The sequence below is a fragment of the Streptomyces sp. NPDC005784 genome (assembly GCF_042871525.1).
Classification (GTDB): domain Bacteria; phylum Actinomycetota; class Actinomycetes; order Streptomycetales; family Streptomycetaceae; genus Streptomyces.
Genome location: NZ_JBIAIQ010000047.1, coordinates 40,521 through 61,783, shown reverse-complemented (window position 1 = coordinate 61,783; position 21,263 = coordinate 40,521). Strand labels below are relative to the sequence as shown.

General features: G+C 71.4%; 18 protein-coding genes and 2 pseudogenes. 7 read left to right on the top strand and 13 right to left on the bottom strand.

Annotated features, from left to right (window positions below; genetic code table 11):
* Positions 1-559 (bottom strand): helix-turn-helix domain-containing protein (locus ACFYR3_RS40170; protein ID WP_389287057.1); only part of this gene is annotated, 559 nt, incomplete at its 3' end.
* Positions 560-704: 145 nt separating this feature from the next.
* Between ACFYR3_RS40170 and ACFYR3_RS40165 the strand changes: the two are divergent.
* From ACFYR3_RS40165 to pcaB, 3 genes and pseudogenes are all read left to right on the top strand, one after another.
* Positions 705-1,071 (top strand): annotated as a pseudogene (locus ACFYR3_RS40165) (IS200/IS605 family accessory protein TnpB-related protein); the annotation flags it as partial.
* A gap of 236 nt (positions 1,072-1,307) precedes the next feature.
* Positions 1,308-3,335, top strand: coding sequence for an FAD/NAD(P)-binding protein (locus ACFYR3_RS40160; protein WP_389287055.1), 2,028 nt, complete (start codon positions 1,308-1,310; stop codon positions 3,333-3,335).
* A complete protein-coding gene (gene pcaB, locus ACFYR3_RS40155) occupies positions 3,332-4,747 on the top strand; it encodes a 3-carboxy-cis,cis-muconate cycloisomerase (protein WP_355858008.1) in 1,416 nt (471 codons plus the stop codon). The genes ACFYR3_RS40160 and pcaB overlap by 4 nt, the downstream gene beginning before the upstream one ends.
* Positions 4,748-4,880: 133 nt before the next feature.
* Here pcaB and ACFYR3_RS40150 read toward each other — a convergent pair whose 3' ends face one another.
* Both ACFYR3_RS40150 and tnpA read right to left on the bottom strand, forming a co-directional pair.
* Positions 4,881-5,804: a response regulator transcription factor gene (locus ACFYR3_RS40150; protein ID WP_389287053.1), complete on the bottom strand. Its 924-nt coding sequence runs from the start codon at positions 5,802-5,804 to the stop codon at positions 4,881-4,883.
* A gap of 264 nt (positions 5,805-6,068) precedes the next feature.
* Positions 6,069-6,497, bottom strand: a complete 429-nt coding sequence (gene tnpA / locus ACFYR3_RS40145; protein WP_355858011.1) for an IS200/IS605 family transposase — start codon at positions 6,495-6,497, stop codon at positions 6,069-6,071.
* A gap of 22 nt (positions 6,498-6,519) precedes the next feature.
* Here tnpA and ACFYR3_RS40140 point away from each other — a divergent pair, with 22 nt between their 5' ends.
* On the top strand, positions 6,520-7,752 hold the full coding sequence (locus tag ACFYR3_RS40140; protein WP_355858014.1) for an RNA-guided endonuclease TnpB family protein: 1,233 nt from the start codon (positions 6,520-6,522) through the stop codon (positions 7,750-7,752).
* A 13-nt stretch (positions 7,753-7,765) separates the two neighbouring features.
* Here the strand turns inward: ACFYR3_RS40140 and ACFYR3_RS40135 are convergent, their stop codons facing one another.
* From ACFYR3_RS40135 to ACFYR3_RS40105, 7 genes are all read right to left on the bottom strand, one after another.
* A complete protein-coding gene (locus ACFYR3_RS40135; RefSeq protein ID WP_389287050.1) occupies positions 7,766-8,809 on the bottom strand; it encodes a C45 family autoproteolytic acyltransferase/hydolase in 1,044 nt (347 codons plus the stop codon).
* Positions 8,806-9,414, bottom strand: a complete 609-nt coding sequence (locus tag ACFYR3_RS40130) for a GNAT family N-acetyltransferase (RefSeq protein ID WP_389287048.1) — start codon at positions 9,412-9,414, stop codon at positions 8,806-8,808. Before ACFYR3_RS40130 ends, ACFYR3_RS40135 begins: the two co-directional genes overlap by 4 nt.
* A 93-nt stretch (positions 9,415-9,507) precedes the next feature.
* Positions 9,508-10,794, bottom strand: a complete 1,287-nt coding sequence (gene purB / locus ACFYR3_RS40125) for an adenylosuccinate lyase (RefSeq protein ID WP_328663418.1) — start codon at positions 10,792-10,794, stop codon at positions 9,508-9,510.
* 84 nt (positions 10,795-10,878) lie between these two features.
* Positions 10,879-12,381 carry a glutamine synthetase family protein gene (locus tag ACFYR3_RS40120; RefSeq protein ID WP_355858021.1) on the bottom strand — a complete coding sequence of 501 codons (1,503 nt, stop codon included), beginning with the start codon at positions 12,379-12,381 and terminating at the stop codon, positions 10,879-10,881.
* A gap of 42 nt (positions 12,382-12,423) precedes the next feature.
* Positions 12,424-14,358 (bottom strand): hypothetical protein, encoded by a 1,935-nt coding sequence (locus tag ACFYR3_RS40115; RefSeq protein WP_389287045.1) that lies wholly within the window; start codon positions 14,356-14,358, stop codon positions 12,424-12,426.
* Complete coding sequence (locus ACFYR3_RS40110; protein WP_355858027.1) at positions 14,355-14,690, bottom strand: 4Fe-4S dicluster-binding protein; 336 nt, start codon at positions 14,688-14,690, stop codon at positions 14,355-14,357. The genes ACFYR3_RS40115 and ACFYR3_RS40110 overlap by 4 nt, the downstream gene beginning before the upstream one ends.
* Before the next feature lie 121 nt (positions 14,691-14,811).
* On the bottom strand, positions 14,812-15,315 hold the full coding sequence (locus ACFYR3_RS40105) for a zinc ribbon domain-containing protein (RefSeq protein WP_389287043.1): 504 nt from the start codon (positions 15,313-15,315) through the stop codon (positions 14,812-14,814).
* Positions 15,316-15,574: 259 nt separating this feature from the next.
* On the opposite strand from ACFYR3_RS40105, the pseudogene ACFYR3_RS40100 reads away from it, so the two are divergent.
* A pseudogene (locus ACFYR3_RS40100) lies at positions 15,575-16,414 on the top strand (IS5 family transposase).
* Here the strand turns inward: ACFYR3_RS40100 and ACFYR3_RS40095 are convergent.
* Together ACFYR3_RS40095 and ACFYR3_RS40090 are read right to left on the bottom strand one after the other, a co-directional pair.
* Positions 16,411-17,967 (bottom strand): oxidoreductase, encoded by a 1,557-nt coding sequence (locus tag ACFYR3_RS40095; RefSeq protein ID WP_389287041.1) that lies wholly within the window; start codon positions 17,965-17,967, stop codon positions 16,411-16,413. The pseudogene ACFYR3_RS40100 and the gene ACFYR3_RS40095 sit on opposite strands and share 4 nt — an antisense overlap.
* Before the next feature lie 74 nt (positions 17,968-18,041).
* Positions 18,042-18,293, bottom strand: coding sequence for a helix-turn-helix domain-containing protein (locus ACFYR3_RS40090; RefSeq protein ID WP_355858036.1), 252 nt, complete (start codon positions 18,291-18,293; stop codon positions 18,042-18,044).
* Between the two features lie 119 nt (positions 18,294-18,412).
* On the opposite strand from ACFYR3_RS40090, the gene ACFYR3_RS40085 reads away from it, so the two are divergent.
* A complete protein-coding gene (locus ACFYR3_RS40085) occupies positions 18,413-18,637 on the top strand; it encodes a hypothetical protein (protein WP_389287039.1) in 225 nt (74 codons plus the stop codon).
* A 16-nt stretch (positions 18,638-18,653) separates the two neighbouring features.
* Here ACFYR3_RS40085 and ACFYR3_RS40080 read toward each other — a convergent pair whose 3' ends face one another.
* Positions 18,654-19,859: a ParB/RepB/Spo0J family partition protein gene (locus ACFYR3_RS40080; protein ID WP_389287038.1), complete on the bottom strand. Its 1,206-nt coding sequence runs from the start codon at positions 19,857-19,859 to the stop codon at positions 18,654-18,656.
* A 476-nt stretch (positions 19,860-20,335) separates the two neighbouring features.
* Between ACFYR3_RS40080 and ACFYR3_RS40075 the strand changes: the two genes are divergently transcribed.
* Complete coding sequence (locus ACFYR3_RS40075) at positions 20,336-21,067, top strand: gamma-glutamyl-gamma-aminobutyrate hydrolase family protein (RefSeq protein ID WP_355858587.1); 732 nt, start codon at positions 20,336-20,338, stop codon at positions 21,065-21,067.
* Positions 21,068-21,263: the final 196 nt, after the last annotated feature.

Genomic DNA, 21,263 nt, shown 5'->3' with positions numbered 1-21,263 from the left:
CGGCGAACGCGATGTGCCACCGGCTGTTGCGCAAGGTGACACGGAAGGTCTTGGCCTTGGGCAGTTCGGGCCGGGTGAGTCGGAAGCGGACCCAGCCGCAGCCGGGCACCTTGACCTGAGCCCACCTGCGGTTGAGCTGGCGCACCACCACCGACCGGCCCATGATCTGCTTTCCGGTCTTTGCGTTGAGCTTCGGTAAGCCGTCCGCCTCGAACTCTCCGATGCGGTCGGTGCCGATGACGCGGAAGCCCTCGTGCACGTGCTTCCTGCGCCAGGTCGGCTCACCGAACCCGGACGTGAAGCGGGCGTTCTTGGCCGTGGTGAAGTCCTTCAGCGCCTGCTGCTGCACGTCCGCGTTCCCGGCGCCGAGCCATGCGTTCTCACGCCGGGCCTCGGTGAGTTGGCGGCACTGTTCGGCAAAACCGGGCGCCGCCCTGCGACCCTTGCGCCAGTGCGTGTGCTGCTCGACGGCGAGGTTCCAGACGTACCGGGCGTGCGCGCAGTGGCCGAGCATGACGCCCGCCTGCTCACTCGTCGGATACATCCGAAACCGCGCCATGCCGTGAACCTAGCCAACACGTTCCCCGACCGCCCACACCATCGACCAACACCACCCGTGCGAGCGACCGTACCCGGCCACCGACCACCAGTCAGTCAGCCACCGTCGGCTCCGAGTTGCCGCACCCGCTCGAGGCCGGCCTCACCACCGTCAGAAACCCCTCACCAGCACCACCAGGAACACCACCCGCCACGGCGCGGCCGCCGTGGCCATCGGAAGGCGCGCCCTGGGGCATCCGATCAGGCGTCGGACGGCACCGCCCCGTACCCACCAGAGCGATGGGTACGGGCATCGGACCGTCCAGGCCCGACCGGAAACCCCGGGACGTGAGGAAACCCGCCCCCGCATCCCCGGACCACGGACCCGATCCGTGCCGCCCGGACGCGGCGAGAACGCGGGCAACCTGGGGGTACCTCCCACGCCCTTAAGGCAGTGGGGGAGCCCAACACCGTCCGGGGCGTTCGACTGAGCATGAGTCCTGGCAACAGGACTCACTCCCGCTCAGTCTCTAGGAACGGTGCTCTTCGCGTGTCACGGGGCCCGTACGCGTGCCCGACCGGCCCGGACGGCGCCCGAAACCGGTCCAGGACCGGTCTTCCACTCGGATCCGAGCACTGGTTGAGCGGCGGGACTGACCGTTGGCGGACACCACCCTGACCCCCGGGGGCAGGCCGGGCAGGCACACCGGCGGGGCCGACGCGTCGGCCCCGCGGTCCAGCCGTCCCCCGTCTCCTGAGCGGAGTGCTTCGTGACTAGCGGACGTATGGAAGTGTGCCTTGTCGGTGCCGGACCCCGCGGGCTGTCCGTACTGGAACGGCTCTGTGCGCAGGAGCGGAAGTCCCCCCGCTGGGACCAGCTGACCGTGCACATCGTGGAACCGGACCCACCGGGCTCCGGCCGGGTCTGGCGGCCCTCCCAGTCCCGGCACCTCCTGATGAACACCGTCTCCTGTCAGGTCACGGTCTACACCGACGCCAGTGTGGCCATCGAAGGGCCGCTGGAGGAGGGTCCGAGCCTGTACCAGTGGGCCAAGGCGCTGGGCCCCAGCGCTCTGACGCCCGGAGCGGGCACGCCGTACGACGACGAGACCCTCGCCGAGGCCCGGGACCTTGGGCCCGACACATACCCCACCCGCGCCTTGTACGGCCAGTACCTGACCTGGGTGTTCGGCCGGGTGACCGCGAGCGCGTCCGCGAACACCACCGTCCGTGTGCACGCCTCGCGCGCCGTGGCCCTGGAGGACGCCGAGCCCGGCACGGGCCCCAGCGGGGCGCAGACCGTGCTCCTGGAGGACGGCACCCGGCTGACGGGCCTGGGCGCGGTGGTGCTCGCGCAGGGCCACGTGCAGGTGCGGCCGACCGACGTGGAGCGGGAGTTCGCCGCGTACGCCGCCCGGCACGGGCTGACCTACATCGCGCCGAGCAACCCGGCGGACGTCGATCTGTCCACCGTCGCCCCCGGCGAGACGGTGCTGCTGCGCGGTCTGGGCCTGAACTTCTTCGACTACATGGCGCTGTTCACGCACGCCCGCGGCGGGCTGTTCGAACGCGTCGACGGCCGCCTGGTGTACCGCCCCTCGGGCCGCGAGCCGCGGCTGTACGCGGGCTCCCGCCGCGGCGTGCCGTACCAGGCGCGCGGCGAGAACGAGAAGGGCGCGCACGGCCGCTACCACCCGCGGCTGCTGACCACCGATTTCGTGGCGTCCCTGCGCGCCCGGGTACGGGGCGGGGAGCCGATCCGCTTCGGCACCGAACTGTGGCCGCTGATATCCAAGGAAGTGCGCACCCTCTACTACGAGACGCTCCTCGCGCAGCGCGCGGAGCCGGCCGCGGTGGCCGCCTTCGGGGAGGCGTTCCTGCAGGCAGGGGATGACGAGGCCGAGGACCTGCTGCTCAGCGCGGCCGGTATCGGCAACGACGAGCGCTGGGACTGGGACACGGTCGCCCGGCCGTACGACGGGCAGGTCTTCCGGGACCTGGCCTCCTTCCGCAGCTGGCTGCGCGGCTACCTCGACGAGGACGTGCGCCGGGCCCGGGAGGGCAACGTCAGCGGCCCGTTCAAGGCAGCCCTGGACCTGCTGCGGGACCTGCGCAACGAGCTGCGCCTGGCGATCGACCACGGCGGCCTCGACGCCCACTCGCACCGCGACGAGCTCGACCGCTGGTACACGCCGCTCAACGCCTTCCTGTCGATCGGTCCGCCGGCCTCCCGCATCGACGAGATGGCCGCCCTGATCGACGCGGGCATCCTCGACGTAACCGGTCCGGGGCTGCGGGTGGCCACCGACCCCCTCGACCCCGCGGGCGCGGCCTTCGTCGGCACCTCCCCGGACATAGCCGACCTGCGGGTGCGGGCCACGGTGCTGATCGAGGCCCGACTGCCGGAGATCGACGTGCGGCGCACCGCCGATCCGCTCATGGACCGGCTGCTGAGCACCGGTCAGGCCCGGACCCACCGCATCGCGGGCGCGGACGGCTCGTCCTACGAGACCGGCGGCCTGGCCGTCTCGCAGCGCCCGTACCACCTGCTCCAGGGGCAGGGGGTGCCGCACCTCAGACGGTTCGCGTACGGGGTGCCCACCGAGGCCGTGCACTGGGTGACCGCGGCCGGCATCCGGCCGGGCGTGGGCTCGGTGACGCTGGAGGACTCCGACGCCATCGCGGCGGCGGTGCTGGCGCTGCCGGAGCCGCGCCCCGCGCTGCGGCTGCCCGGGACGCCGGCGGTCGCGGCGGGGCCGGCGATGTCCGGCAACGCGGGTGCGGGAGCGGTTGCGTGAGCCAGGCCGCCGTCCGCACCGCGGGCCCGGACACGGGGCTGCTGTCCCCGGTCCGGGCCGGCACGCCCGTCGAGGCCGCCGTCGCCGACGACGGCTGGGTCCAGGCGATGCTCGACGCCGAGGCTGCGCTGGCCCGCGCCCAGGCGCGGTGCGGCACGGTCCCGCCGGCGGCGGCCGCCGCGATCACCGCGGCCGCCCGGGCCTCGGACTTCGACACCAGGGAGCTGGCGCTGGCCTCGCGGGAGACCGCCAATCCGGTGGTGGGCCTGGTCGCGGCGCTCACCGCGCGGGTCGCGGCCCGCTCGCCGGAGGCGGCCGAGTACGTGCACCGCGGCTCCACCAGCCAGGACGTCTTCGACACCGGCGCGATGCTGGTGGCGACCCGGGCCCTGCGGCTGATCGTCGCGGACCTCAGGGCGGTGGCCGACGCCCTCGCCGGCCTGGCGGCCGACCACCGGGACACGGCGATGGCGGGACGCACCCTCGCCCTGCACGCCGTACCCACCACCTTCGGGCTGAAGGCGGCGGGCTGGCGCCAGCTGGTCCTGGAATCCATCGAGCGGCTGGAGCGGCTGGCCGAGGGCGGCCTACCGGTCTCCTTGGGCGGCGCGGCCGGCACACTGGCTGGCTACCTCCAGTACGCGGGCGACGGCGCCGACCCGGCGACCGTCCTGGCCGAGCTGGTGGACGCCTTCGCGGACGAGACCGGGCTGGCCGCACCGGTGCTCCCCTGGCACGCGCTGCGCACGCCGGTCGCCGACCTGGGTGCGGCCCTCGCGCACACCACCGGGGCACTGGGGAAGATCGCCGTCGACGTGCTGGTTCTGGCCCGCACCGAGATCGGGGAGCTGGCCGAGCCGGCGGTGGCCGGGCGGGGCGCCTCCTCGGCGATGCCGCACAAGCGCAACCCGGTGCTCTCGACGCTGATCCGCTCCGCCGCCCTCCAGGTCCCGGCGCTGGCCACCGTCCTCGTGCAGTGCCTGCCGCACGAGGACGAGCGGTCGGCGGGGGTCTGGCACGCCGAGTGGCAGCCGCTGCGCGAGGCGCTGCGGCTGACCGGCGGGGCCGCGCACACCGCCGTGGAGCTGGTCCGCGGGCTCACCGTGTGCTCCGAGCGGATGGCGGTCAACCTGGAGGTCACTGGCGGGCAGCTCGTCTCCGAGCGGGTCTCCGCCGTGCTCGCCCCGAGGCTGGGCAAGGTGGCCGCGAAGGAACTGCTGACGCGGGCGTCGCTGCAGTCGGCCGAGACGGCCCGCCCGCTGGCCGCCGTGCTGGCGGAGTCCGACGCGCTGCGGGGGGTGCTCACGCCCGCGGAGCTGACCGCGCTGCTCGACCCGGCCGGTTACACCGGTGCGGCCGGGCCGCTGGTCGACCGGGCGCTGGCCGTCGGCCGCTTCGACGCCGATACCTGAGGGCTGTCCGCAGAGTCCCGCCTGCTCCGCGCCCGGCTGTTCCTCCTGGACGGTCGAAACGACGCAGGAGGAGCGTGGATCCCGGACCTCCGGTACCGGAGGAATTCGGTCCACGGGCGCGGGGGGCGAGGCGTCAGACGGTGCCGAGGCGGAAGCCGACGCCGCGGACGGTGACGATCCAGCCGGGGTTGCCCAGCTTGCCGCGAACGCTGCTGACGTGGGTGTCCACGGTGCGGCGCGACCAGGAGTTGCCCCACACCTGCTGGAGCAGCTGCCTGCGCGGGACGACGGTGTCGGGATGCTGCGCCAGCAGGCACAGCAGGTCGAACTCCTTGCGCGTGAGGGTGACCGGCGCGCCGTCGACGGTCACCTCGCGGGAGCCGACCTCGATGCGCAGCCGGCCGTGCCGGATCTCCTGGGCCGGGCCCGCGGCCGCCGTCGGCTGCCACTGCGTGCGGCGCATGACGGCCTCGATCCGGGCCAGCAGCTCGCGGATCCCGAAGGGCCTGGTGACGTAGTCGTCCGCGCCCGCTTGGAGTCCGAGCACGCAGTCGATCTCGGACTCGCGGGAGGTGACGATGATGAGCGGCACCCGGCTGACCGACCGGATCGCCCGGCACACCTCCAGCCCGTCCAGGTCCGGCAGTTCGAGGTCGAGCAGGACGAGGTCGGCGCTGCCGTAGGCCTGCAGGGCCGCGCCGCCGTGGGCCGCCCTGGTACAGGTGTGGCCGTGTCGGCGCAGCTGGTGCGACAGCCCGTCCCCGGCGTCGGCGCCCACGACCAGGATGTGCCGACCGGAGACCGCGGGCGCCGGCCGGGGTGCGGCCCTGCCCAGTCCGTCGCGGGGCGACGTCTGACCGAGGGCGCCCGGTCCGGGCACGCTCTGGACGGGGCTCCTCTGGCCGGGCGCGTGCTGGCCGGGGGGCCACGCGCCGGAGGATCCGGGGCGCGGCGGCCACGCCTCCCGTACCAGCGCGCGGGCCCGCGGCTCATCGTGCTCGGGGTGTGGAGCGGACGTCTGGTGCTCCGGCAGTGCCTGCGCCTGAACCTGACTCATGCCTCCCCCGGGGGGTCGTGGCGAGGCCGGACCGGTTCGGCCGCCGCCCGCGCCGACGCTAGCGGTGTGCGGTCGAATCCTGGTGCAGGGCCGGTCCAGGGTCCGCCCGGCCGCTCGCCGTCCGCGGCCGGCCCGCCCCCTACCTCTGATCTTGCGAGAGTGCCCCGGCCTTTTAGGCCGGGGGTGAATCGCATCTCTGGCTGCTCTGGCCTCAGCCGTGGGCACCGGTCAGCACTGTCTGCCCGCGCCCACGGCTGCCCGCGCTCAGTCTGGGCGCTTTTGCTGTGCGATGTAGTCCTTGACCACTTGGAGCGGCGCGCCGCCGCACGAGACGGCGAAGCAGGAGGGTGACCAGAACCGGCCGTGCATGATGGCCCGGTTGACCCGGCCTGTGAACTCGGCGCGCAGGCGGCGGGAGGAGACGCCCTTGAGGCTGTTGGCCAGGCCGGCGAGTGCGACCTTGGGTGGGTAGTGGACGAGCAGGTGGACGTGGTCCGTTTCGCCGTTGAACTCCTTCAGCTCCGCGTCGAAGTCCTTACACACCTTGCGCATGACCTCTTCGCAGCGCGTCAGCATCTCGTCGTTCATGACGCCGCGCCGGTACTTGGTGACGAACACCAACCGCGCGTGCAAGGTGTAGACGACGGTTCGGCCCCTGCAGGTATCGGGGTTTGGTTCCCGTCGTGGCGACATGGGCCAGCGCTAGGGTGATTGCATGCAGCTTCGGTACAGCTTCCGCTTGTACCCGAGTGCTGGTCAGCGTGCTGCGTTGGCGAGGGCGTTCGGGTGTGCGCGGGTCGTCTTCAACGACGCGCTGCGCGTCCGCGAGGAGGCCCGAGCGGCGGGGCTGGGGTTCGTCACCTCGGCGGAGCTGTCCAAGAACCTGACGGCCTTGAAGAAGATGCCGGAACGGGCCTGGCTCGGCGGGGTCTCGGCGGTGATCCTCCAGCAGTCCCTCCGGGACCTGGACACCGCGTACCGGAACTTCTTCGACGGCCTCAAGGGCAAACACCCCAGGACGGGCGCGCCACGTTTCAAGTCGAAGCGGGCCAACCGGCAGTCGATCCGCTTCACCGCGAACGCGGCCTGGCGGATCACGCCGGGCAAAAAGCTGCGACTGCCGAAGATCGGCGACGTTCCCGTGCGCTGGTCCCGGACGCTGCCGGCCACCCCGTCCACCGTGACCGTCGTCAAGGACGCGGCCGGACGGTACTTCGCGAGCTTCGTCATCGAGACCGGCTCGCAGGAAGTCCTCCCCACCGTGACGCCGGAGGTCGGCATCGACCTCGGCCTCGGGCACTTCGCCGTCCTCTCCGACGGGACCAAGGTCGACAGCCCGCGCTTCCTGCGCCGGGCCGAGAAGCGCTTAAAGAAGGCCCAGCAGGAGCTGTCCCGTAAGGAGAAGGGTTCCAGCAACCGTGGCAAGGCCCGGCTGAAGGTCGCCCGCGCACACGCGCGGGTGACCGACGCGCGCCGCGAGTTCCACCACCAGCTCTCCACCCGGCTGATCCGCGAGAACCAAGCGATCGCCGTGGAGGACCTGGCGGTGAAGGGACTCGCCCGCACCCGCCTGGCCAAGTCCGTCCACGACGCCGGATGGTCGGCGTTCGTGAGCATGCTGGAGTACAAGGCCGCCCGGTACGGGCGCACCTTCGTGAAGATCGGCCGGTTCGAGCCGACCTCCCAGGTGTGCTCACACTGCGGCGTCAAGGACGGCCCCAAGCCCCTCAACGTCCGCATGTGGACATGTGGGGCATGCGGGGCCGTCCTCGACCGGGACATCAACGCGGCGGTCAACGTCGCCACGGCCGCCGGACTGGCGGTGTCAGCCTGTGGAGCGCAGGTAAGACGGGCATCCGTGCCCGCACAGCGCAGCGAAACAGGAACCCACCAAGAGCTACCCACCGCGTCGCCGCGGTGGGAGCAGATTGGAATCCCGGGCCTTTAGGCCCGGGAGGATGTCAAACCGCGAACACCTCGGTGGCGCCGTGGTTAGGGTCGCCCGCCCGCAGGTGCAGCTCGCCCGCCCCGGGCAGCATGACCGCCGAGGCCACCGTCCTCTCCAGGCGGTAGATCCCGTGGTCGGCGATGCATACCGGTGGCCGGCACAGCACCGCGAAGTGCTCCTCCGCAGTGGCCTGTGGGTCGAGTCCGGCCAGCCCCTTCGTCACGGCCTCCAGCCGGTCGTCGGAGTTGACGCGGTCGGGGGCCGACTGCCGGTCGAGCGGGGTGAAGTCCTCGTGCAGGTAATGGTTGGTGTGCACGGCCTCCCGCGAGGCGGGCTCGGTCACCCGCAGCCCGGTCCCGCACACCTCGGCGTACACCGCGCGCCGCCGGTCGCACAGCACCAGGTTGCGCGAGCTGGACAGGGTGAGCCCGGCCAGTATCTCCAGGGCCTCGTCCACGCTCCCGGCACGGTCCAGCAGGTGGCGGATGGTCAGGTACGGCGTGACGCCGGGCCGCCACAGGCCGTCGGTCACCAGGTTCAGCCCGATTGCGAGTCCGTCGCTGTTCATGCCGAGATACCCGAGCAGGCCCGCGAAGCTGAGCACCGTCACCCGGCGCGGCCCGCCCGCCCGGGCCAGCGACAGCACCGCGATGTGGCTGTCGATGTCCGCGTTGAGGTCCACCGTCTGCGCCAGCACCGGCCGGGCGGCCGGCCCGGTGCGCGCGTACGCCGTGCAGTCCCCGGCGCTCGGCACCCCGGTGTAACCCATGACCTCGCGGCGCAGCTGCAGCAGCCACGCCTCGTCCTCGGAAATCCCGGCCCCCGCCGCCAGCCCCGCGACCTCCTCGGCGAGGTCCGGGACCGCCGCCGTGATCTCCGCGCGGTACGTGGTGATCGACGGCAGCAGCCCGGCGAACGTCAGCGGCCGGTCGGCGAGGGGCTCCAGCCGCGCCAGGCCGTCGCGGAGGAAGCCGCGCAGCGGGCCGGCGAGTGCCGCCCCGTGGGTGCGGCCCAGTTCGAAGGGGGTGCCGGCGGCCTTGACGTACGCGACGCTCATGCGGAGGCGGCCGCCTTCTTCGGGCCCTGGGAGAGGGCGTCGAGCACCTGCGGCCACTCGGCGCGCAGGATGCTGTAGAAGACCGCGTCGCGGCGGCGTCCGCCCGGCATGTAGTTGAAGGAGCGCAGGGTGCCCTCCTCGGTGGCGCCGATGTTGCGCAGGCCCTTGCGGGCCTGGACGTTGAGCTCGTCCGTCTTGAACTCCACCCGCTCGGCCTCCAGCACCTCGAAGGAGTGCTGGAGCAGCAGCAGCTTCGCCCAGTGGTTGATGCTCTTGCCGCGGAAGTCGTGGCCCAGCCAGGAGGCCCCGATCTCCAGTCGGCGGTCCTTCTCGGCGAAGCTCAGCAGGCTCATGCTGCCCGCGATCCGGCCGCTCTTCCTGTCGGTGATCACGTAGACGGCGCGGCGGCCGGCGGTGTGCTCGGCGAGGTTCGAGTCGAAGAACGCCTCGAAGTCCGCGTCGTCGCCGACGACGACCGTGAAGTAGCGCCAGATCTCGGGGTCGAGGGCCACGGCGCGGATGCCCTCGCGGTCCGCCTCGCTGAGCGGGGTCAACAGGACGTGCTCGTTCTCCAGCGTGGTGGCGGCTTTCTCGGACCAGCTCATGGTGAGGGACTCCATAGGGCGAAGAGGGGATGGCAAGGGGAGGGTGGGGCGAGTCCGGACAGGTGGGTCGGGCTTTTCCGGGATCAGTCCGGATCAGTCCGTCAGCACACGGAGTTTCTCCAACCGGCTGTGCACCACGTCGTGGTGGACGAGGAAGTCCTCGGGCTCGCGCGGGCTGCTCCGCACACCCTCCTCGGCCAGGGCCTCGCCGAAGTTCTGCCCGTACTCCGCGGTGCGCTTGGCCGCCGCCTGCACCGCCCGGTAGGCCTGGTCGCGTTCGACGCCGGCCTCCAGCAGCTCCACCAGCACCGACGACGAGCACACCAGCCCGTTCGTGGCGGCGATCGAGTCCCGCATGCGGTCCGTGTCGATACGCAGGTTCTCCAGCAGGTCCGCGGCCCTGACCGTCTGGAAGTGCGCCACCATCAGTGCGTCCGGCAGCAGCACCTTCTCGACCGCCTGGTGGGCCAGGTCCCGCTCGTGCCACAGCGCCACGTTCTCGAGCGCCGTGTTGGCGTACCCGCGCAGCAGCCGCGCCAGTCCGCACAGCAGCTCGCTGCCCGTCGGGTTGGCCTTGTGAGGCATCGCGCTGGAGCCCTGGTAGGCCTCGACGCGCTGCTCCTCGACCTCGCGCACCTCGGTGCGCTGCAGCAGCCGCAGCTCCAGGGCGATCTGCTCGATGCAGGCACCCAGCACGGCCACCGCCTGGATCAGCTGGGCGTGCCGGTCGCGGGCCACGACCTGGCTGGGGGAGGGCTCGACGCCCAGCCCCAGCTGCTCGCACACGTACGTCTCTACGGCCGGGTCGATCAGCGAGTACGTGCCGACCGCGCCCGACACGGTGCCCACGGCGACGGCCTCGCGGGCGGCGGCCAGCCGCTGCAGGGACCGCTCGACGGCGAAGGCGTAGCCGCCCAGCTTGTGGCCGAGCGTGGTGGGCTCGGCGTGTACGCCGTGGGTGCGGCCCACCATCACCGTGTCCCAGTGCTCGAAGGCCCGGTCGACGAGCACCTTGCGCAGCCGCTGGGCGGCGGAGGTGAGCACGTCCGTGGCGCGGGCCAGGGTGAGGCCGAGGGCCGTGTCGACCAGGTCGTAGCTGGTCATGCCCAGGTGCACCCAGCGAGCGGAGGACTCCGGCATCTGCTCGGTGTACGCGGTCAGGAAGGAGATCACCTCGTGGTCGCGTTCCTTCTGGATCTCCACGACCCGGGACGGCAGCGGGGCCGTGGCCGCGCGCATGTCGTCGAGGACCGCGGCCGGTACGCGGCCGAGCCGCACCTGTGCCTCGGTCGCGAGGATCTCCACGCGGACGTAGGTCTCGTACCGGTACTCGTCCGAGAAGAGGTGCGCCATCTCAGGCAGGGTGAAACGAGGAATCATGGGACAGCCTTCGTCGGTTGCGGTTGCGGTTGCGGTTGCGGTTGCGGTTGCGGTTGCGGTGGTCGTGGTCGGGCCTCCCGGGCGTCAGAAGGCCGCGAAGTACTCGCGCTGCTCCCACTCGGTGACCTGGCCCGGCACCGGGGCGGCTTGCAGGGCCCAGGCCTCGTACCGGCGCACCTCGCTTTCCTTGAGCCTGGCCAGACAGGCGGCCAGCGGGTCGCCCAGCAGCCGGGCGGCCCGGCCCGCCGTGAACGCCTCCAGTGCCTCGCGCAGGGACTGCGGGACGGCGTCCGAGCCCTCGCGGGGCCCGTCGGCCGAGCCCCCGGCGAGCCCGTCGAGGCCCTCGATGCCGGCGAAGAGCTGGGCGGCGATGTTCAGGTACGGGTTCGCGCTCGGCTCGCCGACGCGGTTCTCGATGTGCGCGCCGGCCCCCGAGCCGACCACGCGCAGCATGGCCGTGCGCGACTCCAGGCTCAGGCTCACCCGGGTCGGGGACAGGGCGTGCTGCGCGCCCAGGCGCTGGTAGCCGTTGACCGTGGGCACCGACAGCAGGAACAGGTCGCGCAGCCAGTCCCGCAGGCCCTCTGCGTACGCCTTGCTCGTGGGGGAGAGCCCCGCCGAGAGGCCCTCGGCGCTGAAGACGTTGCGGCCGGTGGCGGTCTCCAGGACGGACTGGTTCAGGTGCCAGCCGCTCGGGTCCGCCCCGGCGATCGCCGGTTGCGCCATGAACGAGGCGTGCAGGCCCCGGGCCGCGCACCAGCGCTTGGTGAAGACGCGGAAGAAGAGCATCGCGTCCGCCGTGTCCAGCGCCGACATGGGGTCGAACGTGGTCTCCACCTGCCCGGGGCCCATCTCGTGCTCCATCGACCGCACCGGCAGCCCCAGGCCGAGCAGGGCGAGGGCCAGCGGGTCGGTGACCGGGGCGACCGTGTCGTACGCGGCGTCCAGGTTGAACTGGTAGCCCGCGTTCATCGCGGCCACCCGCGGGGCCGGGCCCTGCAGGCCGAAGCCGTTCCCCTCGTTGCCCGGCTCGTCGTCCAGGCGGCGCGCCAGGTACCACTCGACCTCCAGGCCGAGTACGGGCGTCAGCCCGCGGCCGGCGTAGCGTTCCAGCACCCGGTGCAGCACGTGCCGCGAGGACAGCGGGTGGGGGCGGCCGTCGCGCAGGTACTCGTCGCCGATCACCCAGGCCGTGCGCGCCCCCTCGCCAGGCAGCACCAGGAAGGTCAGCGGGTCGGGCACCAGCACGAAGTTGCCCAGGCCGGCGATCTCGTCGACGCCGATGCCGTGCTCGCCCCGGTAGTCCACCGCCGTGGTGCAGGCTGTGTCCTTCAGGAACGGGCCGGGGCTGTAGTTCATGCCGTTGCGCAGCACCCCGCAAAAGGTGCGGGCGGTCAGTGTCTTGGAGCGCACCAGGCCGTGCGGGTCACCCCACACCAGACGGACGAAGTCGATCCCGTCCAGCCCCGCCTCGATCCGCTCGGCGGCCGCCAGCCGGGCGTCGTCCCACAGCCCGTGTTCGGCGACGAACGCGTGGCTCCCGACGCTGCCCTCCGTGGCAGGGGTCGACCATGATCTGGAATACATGACGGGGAGCGTCCTTTCGTCAGGAGGTCGACAGGGGGCGTGTCAGGGGCGACGGAGGTCCCCGCGGGCCGGCTCCGGGGCGGCCCCCTCGACCGGGGTGCCGGTGATGGACCTCCAGTGCCAGGCCGAGTCGAAGGCCGTCACATCGGCCTGCTCCCCCTGCTCGGCGAGCGCGGCCGCCTGCTGCGTCATCCGGGCGATGAAGGCGGCCACCTGGTGCGCCGCGAGCATCTCCTGCTCGGTGTACGGCTCCCCGTCGGCGCGGACGATGCGCAGGTCCATGAATCCGTTGAAGGGCCGGCCGCACACCTCGACCGACTGGGGGCTGCGGATCGTGAAGCGCACCATGTTGTTGACGTGCCCGTGGTGGTGCTGGTCGGAGAAGTGGGCGATGTCGGGGATGGTGGGCGGCACGAAGTGGTCGCGCTCCAGGACCTTTGAGGTCCGCGGCAGGTTGCCGGCGATGAAGTGCCAGGAGTTGTACTGCATACGCGAGGACATCGCCCAGGCGGTGTCGGCGAGCGTGGCGAGCGAGTCGCCGTAGTGCCGCCGGGCCTCCTGCGCGGGGACCACGCAGCAGAAGAAGTCCGTGATGCCCCAGGCGCTGATCTCGTCCCAGGCCTCCGCGCGCAGCGCGCGGACCAGCTCCGGCAGCGACCGGATGCCGCGGCTCATCGAGAAGTCGGCCCTGAACGCGGCGGTGGTGGCGGCGACCGCCTCGTACACGACCGCCTCCAGACCCGTGCCGAACTCGCCGTAGGGGCGGGCCAGCCAGGCCGGGTCGGCGTCGTCGGCGAGCCGCAGCTCGGCCAGCCGGTCGCCGACCACGGGCAGCGTGGCGCGCAGGTGGTCGGTGACCTGCCGGTCCCGGTCCGCGGCCACCTTGCCGTGCGGGGCCGCTACCTTCTCCACCTTGTGGATCAGGGCGCCGTGGATCTCGCGGTACAGCTGGACGGTGCGGGTCACCTCCGGGCGGTGCGCGCCCAGCCCCGTGGCCAGGGCCATCAGCGCGTCGATGCCGACGTCGGGACCGGCCGCGGGGATCCGCTCCCCGCCCAGGGCTCCGTTGTAGTTGCGGCGGGTGCGCTCCAGCAGCCGGGCCACGTTCTCCGGGGTGAGCTGCGAGCCGTTGACTTCTTCGATGCGGCCGTACCCGGCCGAGCGGATGAGCAGGCTGATGCCCACGACCAGCAGGGCGTCGTGGTCCGACCACAGCTCCAGCGGCAGGCCGGCCAGGCTGGTGAACACGCAGTCCGGGTGGCCCGGCCACAGCGTCTTGCCCACGACCGTGTTGGTGTCGCGGAAGTTCGTGTACTGCTTGTCCTCGACGTAGAGCATGAAGGGGGCGGTGCGCCGCGCACCCTCGGTCAGCTGCGCCAGCAGCGCCTCGCGACCCTCGCGGCCCTGCTCCGCCAGCCAGCGGCGGCTGTCGGCCGCGTCGCGGTCGAACCGCTCCTGAGCCGTCGTCACCTCGCGCTGGTAGTCGTCCAGGTGCCGCAGGGTCCACGGAACCCGCAGCACGCCGGCGACCAGCGTGTGCTGCTTGGCGAGCGGCTGCTCGGAGGGAACGCGGACGACGACCCGGCCGCCGGTGGTCAGGCCGATCTCACCGAGGAACACGGTGCGCTCCGCGGGGTCCGCGACGGCCCCGGCCGGTTCGCGTGCGGCTCCGGACAGGCCGGCGACGACCTTCAGCGCGGCGGCGTCCGCGGTGCGCAGGGCGCCCTCCTGGACCTCCGCGGGCACGTGTCCGTCGAGCGTGAGCAGGGTGTCCAGGGCCGCGCGTATGTCGGCGGCGGCCGAGGCCTTCCGCCACACCCGGGCCAGCAGCCCGGGGAACCCGGCGTCCTCCTCGCGTACCCGGTCCGGCTTGGGCGTGGCGCCGGCCACCAGGCCCAGGCGGCTGGGCCGCCGGCTCTGGCGCTTGCGGGAGTTGGCGGCTCGACGGGATCCTTCGCGGTCTACGGGCGCGGTCATGCGGTGCCTTTCCCGGTGAGTGCGATGTGGCTCCACATCGCGTCGTCGGTGGGCGTCCAGTCCTCGTCGACGTAGATGCAGTCGACCGGGCACTCCAGGACGCAGACGGGGCAGCCCGAGCACAGCTCGGAGATGATCACGACGTCGAGCCCGCGGTCGAAGATCGCGCCGAATTGTTCCGGGCAGCTGCGCAGGCAGCTGTCGCAGGTGATGCACTCGGACGTCTCGATGCGGCGCGGGGGCTTGGTCCAGTTGCCGGCGCGGCTGCGCGTGGCGATCCGCAGGTCTCGCCCGGACGGCACATCTGAAGAAGCGTTGTTTTCCACGGGCATGAGACCCCTTAGGCGTCGTGTCGATGACGGCTCGAACGGACGCTTCGAGCATCCGGGGTTCCTCTGGACCAACTCCTGAACCCCGGTCGGGGCGTGCTGGAGCGTCACACCCGGGACGCCGTCACGCTGGCCGGGCAGGAGCGTTTCTTGACATCCTCCCCCTCTTAAAAGAGGGGGATTTCAACCGAGGTGGGTTGAGGTTCACGGATGCTCGACCGCTGTTTGGGCGGTGTCGTCCCTCCGGCACCGGCTGAGCGCCGGGGGCGGGGAATTCCGCCCTGTCCTGCCGCGACGTTGATGGCTGCATTGGTGTCCGCGTGCAGGTGAAGCCGCAGAAGGAACAGACGAACTCGGCTTGGCTCTTGCGCGAGTTCTTGTCGATCCAACCGCAGGCGGAGCAACGCAGTGAGGTAAAGGGCGCGGGGACGTCCTCGATGCGGCCCGGGGCCTTGTGCCCGGTGCGTTGCCGAAGCACGCCCCAGCCCTGGGCGAGGATCGCTCGGTTCGGCCCGGCCTTCTGTGCGATCATCCTGCCGGGTTGTGCCACGGTGCCCCTGGCCGAGCGGGTCATGTTCTTGATGTTCAGTTTCTCGAACCGCACCAGGTCGTAGGTGCGGGCGAGCATCGTGCTGGTCTTCTCGCACCAGTCCTTGCGCCGGTCGGCCTCACGGGCCTTGATACGGGCGGCCTTGGCGTACTCGGCGCTCTTTTGCTCGCTGCCCTTGGGTGCGCGGGCGGCCGTCGTTGGTGTTTGACGCGGAAGCCCTCGTGCACGTGCTTCCTGCGCCAGGTCGGCTCACCGAACCCGGAGGTGAAAACAGCGTTCTTGGCCTTAGAACTCCTAACGAAATGATCTTCAAGATGGTTGGATCACTCCGGGACTGATGCTCCGGGGGTGCTGGGTGGCTCGGCCGAAGCCATGGGAAGTCGACGATGAGCTGTGGGCGGTGATCGAGCCACTGCTGCCCAAGGTCGAGCGTCGGGCCCGGCACCCCGGGCGCAAGCGGCATCCGGATCGGCTGGTGTTCCAGGGCATCCTGTTCGTCCTGAATACCGGGATCGCCTGGGAACACCTGCCGCAGGAACTCGGCTTCGGCTCGGGCATGACCTGCTGGCGCCGGCTGGCTGAGTGGACTGAGGCCGGTGTGTGGCCCCGGCTGCACGAGGTCCTCCTGGCCAAGCTGCGCAGTGTGGACGCCCTGGACTTCTCCAGGGCGGCCGTCGACGGCTCCCACATCCGGGCGTTAAAGGGGGATCCAAGACGGGACGAAGCCCCGTTGACCGGGGTAGGACGGGCAGCAAACACCAGCTGATCACCGACGCCACCAGCATCCCTCTGGCCGCCACCCTGACCGGCGGCAACCGCAACGACGTCACCCAGCTGATCCCACTGCTGGAGGCGATCCCGCCGGTACGGGGCAAGCGCGGCCGACCCCGTCGCCGCCCCACCGCGGTCCTGGGCGACCGCGGGCTACGACCACGACAAGTACCGCCGTCTGGTCTGGGATCTCGGCGTGAAGCCACTGATCGCCCGCCGGGGCACCGAGCACGGCTCCGGACTTGGCACCCAACGCTGGGTCGTCGAGCGCGCGTTCGCCCACCTGCACGGATTCCGCCGCCTGCGGATCCGCTGGGAGATACGCGACGACATCCACGAAGCCTTCCTCACCCTCGGATGCGCACTGCTCTGCTGGCGACGCCTGCACTCAGCTGTCGCCCGCTAGTTTTTCTGCAGGGTGCGGGTGACACCCGCGATGACGGCGGTCGTCAGCACCCAGCCCAAGGCAATCAGCAGGTAGGCCAGCCCCTGGAGGCTGTCGTTCGACCAGGACCAGGCCGTGCGCTGACCCAGACCACCGATGGGGATCAAGAGGTCGAGTGTGTAGACGAGCGGCTGAAACGGGGCGCCTTCGCCTCGTTGGACCGGGTTGGGGGAGTGAGTGCCGAAGGACAGCGCGCCCAGTAAGGTCAGCGCGAGGAGCCAGACGCCGGCCAGCCAGGGGCGGTAGCCATAACCGACGGTCACGTCGAGCAGGCGCCCCCACACGCGCGCAGCCGGAGGCAGAGTTTGACGCCGATGGCGCTGTTTGGCCAGGAGTACGCGGCGGGCGTCGTCGTCGTGGCCGGCCTTCCGGTACCAGCTCGCCAACTGCTCATAGGGCTGGGGGCTGTAGCCCGGACTGCGTCGTAGCCACGCCACACGGTTGGCCACAGAGTCCCGCCGCCCCACTGCCTCCCGCCGCTCGCCTGCCTCGTCCACCTTGATGGAGCCGTAGACGAAGCCGTCCAGCTCCACCACGTCGGGCCAGCTGTGCTCGCGGTCGTGGAGGTAGGACACCTGCGCGCCCCGCAGGTCCACGGTGCCGGACGGTGGCCGGGCGAGGGTGAAGTCGAAGTCGACGGCCTGCATCCGTAGGGCGACCAATGATGGGCCGCGTCCATCGGGCGGCCCGTTCAGGACGGCTCCTTCGAAGGTCAGGTCGTCCGAGATCCGCGTACCCCGCAGCCGTACGGTCCCGTTCGCGGCGAACCCGTCGGAGAAGTCGAGCGTCGAGGCCACGGCGTTGTCCAGGGCGAGCGCGACCCCGCGCTGACCGGGGCGTTCCAGTAGTGCACCCCGCATGTGCAGTCCGCCTGGCAGCTGTGCCCCCATGAAACGGAGTTCACCGTGCGCGACGAATCCGTCCTGGCAGTAGACGCCGCCCTCCGCGACCAGTCCGCCAGCGGACACTGCCCATTCCTCGGGTGCGGTGATCTCGGCGCCGTTGAGGTTCACGGCGCCGCTCACGTGGGCGTTGATGAGCGACAAGGCGGTGACCCTGCGGTGGAAGGGCGAGGCAGAGCCGCTTTCCAGGCGAGAGCGCCGCAGGTCGAGGCGCCCCTCGATACGGATCATGCCGGCTTCCACGCCCGGCACTCGGCCGCCCACGATCGCAATTGACTGGGTCGACGCTCCGGAGAGGTCCACGCCCTCCTCGAACCAACAGTCCTCGAGCCAGAGGGCGTGAGCGATCTGTGCGCCGGCCAGGTTGAGGTGCCCGGATATCCGCGCCCCGGCGAGCCTTAGGCATGCGACGGCCCCCGGTTGCGCGGTGTTCGCGCCCTGGAGGAGCGCCGCGATCACGGCGGCCCGAACCGTCCGCCCGGGGCCCCACTGCTCACCCTCGGCGACACGGTCGTCCTCAGGCACACCTGTGCGCAGGTCCACGCGGCGTCCCTCGGGGAACGCATCCCACAGCTCACGCTCCGGTGAAGTCAACTCGTCGTATGAGAGCACTCATGCAGAGTAATGATCTTTCCTCGTACTCGCCTTGCCCTACCTCGCGCGGATCGAGAGGGTGGCCCATTCTGTTAGGAGTTCTTAGTGAAGTCCTTCAGCGCCTGTTGCTGCACGTCCGCGTTCCCGGCGCCGAGCCATGCGTTGTCACGCCGGGCCTCGGTGAGTTGGCGGCACTGTTCGGCAAAACCGGGCGCCGCCCTGCGACCCTTGCGCCAGTGCGTGTGCTGCTCGACGGCGAGGTTCCAGACGTACCGGGCGTGCGCGCAGTGGCCGAGCATGACGCCCGCCTGCTCACTCGTCGGATACATCCGAAACCGCGCCATGACCGTGAACCTAGCCAGCACGTTCCCCGACCGCCCGCACATCGATCGACATCACCTGTGCGAGTGACCGTTCCCGGCCACCGACCCGCCGGACCCCGCTCGTCGGGGGGCGCGGCGTGATGCCCGTGACGGTGACCGCCGACGGCGTCACGAGCGCGGCGGTGCGGCTGCGCCCGAGCCGGCCGACCGATCCGCCGGTCCTGCTGGCGTTGCCCGAGCTCGTGTCCCCGGTCAACTTCGTGTCGGCCCCCGGGTGTCCGTCCACCACCCCGCGTCAGGGTGCAGACGACCAGCCCCAGGCCGCGGGCCACCTCCGGCTGGTGTCCGCGGCACCGGTGCCGTGACAGGCGTGCCCGCAGTTCAAGGCATCATGTCCTGCCTGGTCTTGAGCCCCTCGGCGAGCAGGCTCCATTCCTTGCCGATGCGCTCGGCGATCGGGGCGATGACGCCGAGCCAGTGGGCCGGAACCACGTCGATCAGCTCCCGCCAGCCGTCGTCCGGCTCGGCGGCGTGCAGCTGCATCCAGCGGAGGAACTCCCGGCCGCCCGCGGTGTAGCGGATGGTGGGATCGGCGGCCATCTTCGCCGCCACCGTCGTCCAGGCCGGAATCTCGTCGGTGCGGTCCCTACGCTGCGGCGCGCTGTCGATGCTCGGTGCCACCCGCAGCGGCACATGGGCTGCGCCACCGGAATCCGCGCCGCCGGGAACTGCCGAGACGGGCCGCGACGGTTCCCCGGACAGCTGTACGGACCGCACGGGGTGGACGGGGTGGGCGGGGTGGACGGATCGCAGGGGCTGCGCCGCCGCGTCGGGTGTCCGGCGGCCGCTGCGCTCGGGGCTTTCGCCACGCCGCAGCCGGGCGCTCACGTCGTGGACCGTGCCGAGCGACACGTCGGTCTCCCGGGCGACCTGACGGAGCGGGGCGTTCGGGTGCTCGGCGATGTACTCGGCGGCCCGCAGCCGGCCCTCGCCCGGGCCCACCGGACGCCGCCTGCCGTCCCGGCCGATGCGCTTGCCGTCGAGCGGTGTTCCCTCACTCGAATTCTCGCGCAGCGACGCGATCGTCTTCGCGCTCAGCCCGGTGATGCGGGCGACGGCACGGTCGGACCAGTCCGGGTGGGAACTCAGGACACGCTGGGCTCCGGACACGCGGTCGGTCTTCGACAGCGGCAGTCCGTGCGAGACGTTCGCCTTCATGGCGATGACGAGCGCCTCGGAGTTCGAACAGTCGACGAAGCGCGCCTTGATGCTGCTGTCGCCGCGCAGCTTGGCGGCTTCCAGCCGGTGCAGGCCGTCGATGATGCGGTAGCCGTCGATCTGGACCAGAACGGGCGGCAGTTCCGCCGAGCCGGCCGCGTCGACGAGAAGCTGGATGTGCGCGGCGTCCGTGCCGCTCCGGCGCAGAGGCACGCCCGCCGACAGCGCGTTGACGAGGATGTCGCAGGCGGGAAGCTGCTCGAGGTTCTTCAGATCGAATTCGCTGCGGGCCGACGCGTCGACGCCTTCCGTCCTGACGGAGCCGAACGCGTTCGTGATCAAGATGGCCTGCGCGCTGCTCTGAGCCATTCCTTCACTTCCTCTCTGCTGCCGCTGCCGATGAGCATCGCAGGAGGGGCTCCAGCTGCAGTTGAGGGGAGATTGAAGTTTCCTGGAAATGCAGGACAGCGGGTGTCCGCCGGACCGGCGGACACCCGCCGCGGCAGCACCGCGGCGACGGCCGGCAGGGCGGCCGCCCGGAGTGCGAGCATCCCTGCGGGCCACGAGGCGGACCGTGCGGCGGGCTGTGCTGTGTGGCGAGGCGGTCGAATACCTTCGCGGTGAGCGTGCCGGGGGAGACGGTGAACCACAGCGCGGGTAAAGGGGTCCCCGTCTGTGATATCAGGAAGGTCATTCCGTTCAGTAGGCGTCGGCCTGCCCGGTTTTGAACGATGGCCGCCGCTTTACGTAAACGGCTATTTTATTGCCGTTATGGCTCTCCGCGGAAGCGGATGTTGCATCTGCCTACTTTCCTCAGTTGAACCCGGAAATCCATGAAGGTGGCTATGAAATCATTCGTGAATGGTTCGGCGAGCACGGGGCGGCCAGTGATCGGGATCTGTGCGCGGACCGCGCCGGTCACGTTCCAGGGCAGCGACATGGTCGTCAGCTTCGCGCTCCAGTCCCACCTGGCCTTCCTGACCGCGGCGGGCTGCACGCCCCTGCTGCTTCCGCTGCTGCCCGGCGTCGAGGCCATGGCGGACCGGATCGACGGCCTGCTGATCCCGGGTGGCCCCGATGTGGATCCGGCGCTGTACGGCGAGAACCCGCACTCCGGCACGCGGGCGATGACCCCGGAAGCCGACCGCGCCGAACTGGCGTTGATCCGGGCGGCACTTGACGCCGAGCTGCCCGTGCTGGGCATCTGTCGCGGCATGCAGCTGCTCAACGTGCTGCACGGAGGCACGCTGCACCAGCACCTGCCCGAAGTCACGGGCCACGACGGCCACCGCCCGAACACGCCGTCCTTCACCCTCGGCTCCCACCCGTTGAAGCTGGAGCCGGGCAGCCGGATCGCCGGTGTCCTCGACGAGGACGTGCCGGTGGCGGCCTGCCATCACCACCAGGCCGTCAACCGGCTCGGTGCCGGCCTCACCGCCACCGGCTGGGCGGAGGACGGTACCGTCGAGGCCGTCGAAGTCACGGATCGCCCCTTCGCCGTCGGCGTGCAATGGGAAGCAGGATTCACACCCGACCAACGACTTCATCACGCACTCGTGCACGCTGCCGGACGCTGACCCCGCAGGTCTTCGGCGATCACCGAACGTGAGCCGGAAGGGTGGAGGCGGGCCTTGTCCCGGCACCACCCGGCCGCCCTCGTTGCCGGCGCCGCCGCCCTTGCCCGCCATGTGCGTGGCCGGCTTGAGCCGTTGGCGTTCGCCGCCCGACAGCGTGGTGAGTGGTCGGGCCGTTTCGCAGGCGCCCCGGGATCAG

Bases quoted from the DNA above. Each gene is read 5' to 3' on its own strand.
- ACFYR3_RS40150 (WP_389287053.1), bottom strand. From the start codon at position 5,804: ATGAGTCAGGTTCAGGCGCAGGCACTGCCGGAGCACCAGACGTCCGCT.
- tnpA (WP_355858011.1), bottom strand. From the start codon at position 6,497: ATGTCGCCACGACGGGAACCAAACCCCGATACCTGCAGGGGCCGAACC.
- ACFYR3_RS40140 (WP_355858014.1), top strand. From the start codon at position 6,520: ATGCAGCTTCGGTACAGCTTCCGCTTGTACCCGAGTGCTGGTCAGCGT.
- ACFYR3_RS40135 (WP_389287050.1), bottom strand. From the start codon at position 8,809: ATGAGCGTCGCGTACGTCAAGGCCGCCGGCACCCCCTTCGAACTGGGC.
- ACFYR3_RS40130 (WP_389287048.1), bottom strand. From the start codon at position 9,414: ATGAGCTGGTCCGAGAAAGCCGCCACCACGCTGGAGAACGAGCACGTC.
- purB (WP_328663418.1), bottom strand. From the start codon at position 10,794: ATGATTCCTCGTTTCACCCTGCCTGAGATGGCGCACCTCTTCTCGGAC.
- ACFYR3_RS40120 (WP_355858021.1), bottom strand. From the start codon at position 12,381: ATGTATTCCAGATCATGGTCGACCCCTGCCACGGAGGGCAGCGTCGGG.
- ACFYR3_RS40115 (WP_389287045.1), bottom strand. From the start codon at position 14,358: ATGACCGCGCCCGTAGACCGCGAAGGATCCCGTCGAGCCGCCAACTCC.
- ACFYR3_RS40110 (WP_355858027.1), bottom strand. From the start codon at position 14,690: ATGCCCGTGGAAAACAACGCTTCTTCAGATGTGCCGTCCGGGCGAGAC.
- ACFYR3_RS40105 (WP_389287043.1), bottom strand. From the start codon at position 15,315: ATGCTCGCCCGCACCTACGACCTGGTGCGGTTCGAGAAACTGAACATC.
- ACFYR3_RS40090 (WP_355858036.1), bottom strand. From the start codon at position 18,293: ATGGCGCGGTTTCGGATGTATCCGACGAGTGAGCAGGCGGGCGTCATG.
- ACFYR3_RS40085 (WP_389287039.1), top strand. From the start codon at position 18,413: ATGCCCGTGACGGTGACCGCCGACGGCGTCACGAGCGCGGCGGTGCGG.
- ACFYR3_RS40080 (WP_389287038.1), bottom strand. From the start codon at position 19,859: ATGGCTCAGAGCAGCGCGCAGGCCATCTTGATCACGAACGCGTTCGGC.
- ACFYR3_RS40075 (WP_355858587.1), top strand. From the start codon at position 20,336: ATGAAATCATTCGTGAATGGTTCGGCGAGCACGGGGCGGCCAGTGATC.